Annotated in this window: 1 protein-coding gene and 1 pseudogene; one reads left to right on the top strand and one right to left on the bottom strand. The window is 49.4% G+C overall.

Annotation, left to right across the window (positions count from 1 at the left end; translation table 11 throughout):
* Positions 1-595: 595 nt before the first annotated feature.
* Positions 596-3,445: a pitrilysin family protein gene (locus HQ41_RS08755; RefSeq protein WP_044190623.1), complete on the top strand. Its 2,850-nt coding sequence runs from the start codon at positions 596-598 to the stop codon at positions 3,443-3,445.
* A gap of 266 nt (positions 3,446-3,711) precedes the next feature.
* Here HQ41_RS08755 and HQ41_RS09910 read toward each other — a convergent pair.
* Positions 3,712-3,944: pseudogene (locus HQ41_RS09910) on the bottom strand (transposase); the annotation flags it as partial.

Consider the following 3,944-nt stretch of genomic DNA (forward strand, 5'->3'; position numbering starts at 1 on the left):
TACCTCGCCAATCAACGCAAGCATTGATTTGGCGGAGAAAGGAGTGCTTCATGCGGTCGCGACGAACCTGAGTATATACTTGTAGGAAGCTCGGAGCTTGTTCGGTTGGTTTAGTTGCCATGTCGATACAGTTAATTACATATTAAAGATAGTAATAATCAGAGATATATACAACGTTTCTAACCAAAAAGAGGCAAAATACCGTGCAACGGTCTCTACAATGAGCAACGCTATCACGAGTCGATTGGCAACCTAAGGCCGATAGATGTATACCTCGGCAGGCAGGACCAGATCCTCAAAATAAGGGAAGAACTCAAAAGAGACTCACTAAATCAACGATATCAAGCAAACAAATTGAATCAACAAAGCGACATTTCACTAAATTTGTAGTAGTGCACTTTTGTTTGACAACATACAACTCTTGGGCAGAAGCCTGAAGCATCGGTCGAACTTGATAGCTTACAATCAAGTTGTATTAGTGTCTGAAATGGAACAGTCATACAGAAGAAACTCCAACTCAATTCTGTACATTTGTGGTGTTTAAGCGAGCAAACTAAAATATTTTTATAAATCATTCTGATCATTTTTTAGGCTTATGAATGTTTTGAATAAACTTCGCCGCTCCCTAGTAGCATTGTCTACGGGAGCTCTACTAGCCGTTACTACTCTAGCCTCGGCTCAGCAGTTGCCTCCGCCTCTACCTGCGGATACAGCTCTGCGCATGGGGCAGCTGGAGAATGGGCTAACGTACTTCATTCGCAAGAATGCACTACCCGAGGGGCGTGCAGACTTCTACATCGCTCAGAAGGTTGGCTCAATGCAGGAAGAAGATTCGCAGAGCGGTTTGGCTCACTTCCTAGAGCATATTGCCTTCAATGGGACGAAAAACTTCCCCGGCAAGGGTATGATCAACTGGCTCGAAACCATCGGCGTGCGCTTTGGCTTTGGTATCAATGCCTACACGAGCTTCGACGAAACGGTTTATACCCTAATCAATGTGCCAGTAGAGCGTCAGTCCGTAGTAGACTCCTGCCTGCTGATTTTGCACGACTGGAGTAATGCCATCAGCCTAGAGGATAAGGAAATCGACAACGAGCGAGGTGTGATCCAAGAGGAGTGGCGCTCACGTGATAGCGGTAACCAGCGCATCGCCGAGAAAGCCTTCGAGGCCGCCTTCCCCGGCAACCGCTACGGTAAGCGTATGCCTATCGGTAGTATGGATATTGTGCGCAACTTCAAGTATCAGGAGCTGCGTGACTACTATAAGAAATGGTATCGCCCCGATCTACAAGCTCTCATCATCGTGGGGGATATTGATGTAGACCATGTAGAGGCTACAATCAAGAAGCAATTTGCAGATGTGCCCAAGCCTGTCAATCCTGCCGAGCGTGTCTACATCGCTGTAGAGGACAACGATGCCCCTATCTCGATCATCGCTACTGACCCAGAAGGGGTAGGGACACGTATCTCTATCGCCTTCAAGACGGACGTTACGCCTGCTGAGATCAGAGCGACAGCCTTTGGCGTGGCAGAGCACTACATCAAGAGTGTCATTACGGCTATGATCAACGATCGCTTCGAGGAGATCTGGAAGAAGCCCAATGCTCCATTTATCGCAGCCTCGGCAAACTTCGGCCCCTACTTCCAGGTAGCCAAGACGAAAGATGCTTGGACCTTCAGCGCAGTGGCTGCCGATGGCAAGTATGAGCCAGCACTGCAGGCCCTTGTAGCCGAGATCGAGCGTGTGCGTCAGCATGGCTTCACCGAGGGAGAGCTTAAGCGTGCCAAGAAGAACTTCATGGTCGGTATGAAGACCACCTACAACGAGCGCAATAAGCGTAAGAATGGTAGCTTTACCTCTGTGTATGTAGACTACTTCATCAATGGTGGTACATTGGCCGATATAGACGTGCTATACCCCATCTATGAGCAGTTTGCCGAGCTGCTCCCATTGGCTCAGATCAATGCGATGGCTCAAGAGCTCTTGGGAGAGAAGAATATCGCCATTTCGCTCACTGGGCCAGAGAAGCCAGAGTTTAAGTACCCAACCAAGGACGAGCTTGTCAGCCAGTTCCTTAATGCTCGCAAGCAGCCGGTTGAGGTCTATAAGGAGCCAGTAAGCGACGAGAAGCTAATGAAGAAACTCCCCAAGGCCGGTAAGATCGTCAAGGAGGACAAGCAGGGGCAGTATGGCTCTACCGTCTGGACGCTGAGCAATGGCGTCAAGGTAATCTACAAGAGCACAGACTTCAAGGAGGATCAGATCCTCATGTCTGCTGTGCGCCATGGTGGTCTTGCCTCTTTCCCCAAGGCCGATCCTACAGAGCTGCGTATGATCAATGACATCAGCAGCCTCGGTGGTATCGCCGAGTTTGACGAAACAGCTCTTGGCCGAGTGCTTACGGGTCGTGTTGTGAGCCTCAATGCTTCGCTCGGGCAGATCACAGACGGGCTGTCTGGTAACTCAAGCAAGGACGATCTAGAGACCCTACTACAGCTGATTCATTTGAGCTTCACGGCTCCACGTCTAGATAATCAGGCCTACGAGGCATTCCGTGAGAAGATGGTTAATCTGATCGAAACGCAGAAGAGCAACCCTATGAGCTCTGTGGGTGATAGCATCAGTGCAGCTATCTATCCCGGCAATAAGCTCTTCCAGAGTGTGACCGTAGAGGAACTCAACGCTATGAGCTACGAGTCGGCGATGAAGCTCTACAACGAGCGTATGACCAACGCCAAGGACTTCCAGTTCTTCTTCGTTGGCAATGTTGCTCCCGAGAAGCTCCGCCCTCTAGTTGAGCTATATATAGCCTCTCTCCCAGTGAAGAAGAACCTCGACACCAAGCCCATGGAGAGTCGTCTGCCCAGCCTGCGAAAGGGTGTTTTCACCAATCACTACACCAAGAAGCAGTCTACACCAGCAGGTCTAGTCTTCGACTTCATCTCCGGTAAGCTCCCATATAGCCAGCGCAACGCCATGATCATGAGCATCGTAGGTGAGGTGCTCAATCAGGTCTATACGGCTACAATCCGCGAAGAAGAAGGCGGTACCTACGGAGCCAATGCTTCGGCCTCGGTGATACGTTACCCAGAGGGAGAGGCTAAGCTACAAGTAACCTTCCAGACGGATCCTGCCAAGGCTCATCAGCTCAACAAGATTGTCTATGCCGAGATCGATCGTCTAGTCCAAGAGGGAGCCAAGGCGGAGAACTTCGATAAGGTGCTAGAAAATATGAAGAAGTCGCACGCTACAAGCCTCAAGGAGAATAGCTACTGGCTGAGCCAGCTCTCCAACTACTACTTCAGAGGTACAGACAACGTTAGTCAGTATGAAGCAACCCTCGGTAGCATCAAGCGTGAGGACCTAGCTCCACTCGTCAAGCAGTTGCTGGATCAAAAGAACAGAGTAGAGGTGATGCTGATGCCAGAGGCTGAAGCGAAGTAATCTAAACTTAGAGCATAGCTCAATACAAAACAGCCAAGGGGCGTGGTGATCTTCTGTTCACCACGCCCCTTAGCTTAGGTTAACGTGAGTTCGGTATAAGAATCCCAATCAATCTCCTAAATGAGACTATTGCGCAATGCACCGCTCAAAGGTTCTTGTATCTTTCTCGGTGTTTTTTGAGTGTTTGACGGCTTTGGGAGACTTGAATACTATCCCCTTATCCCCATCCCTGAGGGAAATATCCCTCAGGGATGGGGATTTTACGGTTATTTGACACCTTCAAGCACAAGAAGCCCTGGCATACGCTTGAGATTGTACGCCATAGCTTCAAGGATATTCTGTGTATGCGTTCGTTCTAACCCTCGGTAGCGAAGAACCAACGTCGAATACTGCCAAAGGTACGCTCTATCAAGCACCTTGTCTTACTGATCACACGATTGAATGCCTTCTGACTCTCGTTAAGAGTCTTCCCACGAATAGCCTTGAGCATAATGCCGTC

It is taken from the genome of Porphyromonas sp. COT-290 OH860, from assembly GCF_000768935.1.
In the GTDB taxonomy this organism is placed as follows: Bacteria; Bacteroidota; Bacteroidia; order Bacteroidales; family Porphyromonadaceae; genus Porphyromonas.

Excerpts from the sequence above, each read along its gene's own strand:
- HQ41_RS08755 (WP_044190623.1), top strand. The coding sequence starts at position 596 with ATGAATGTTTTGAATAAACTTCGCCGCTCCCTAGTAGCATTGTCTACG.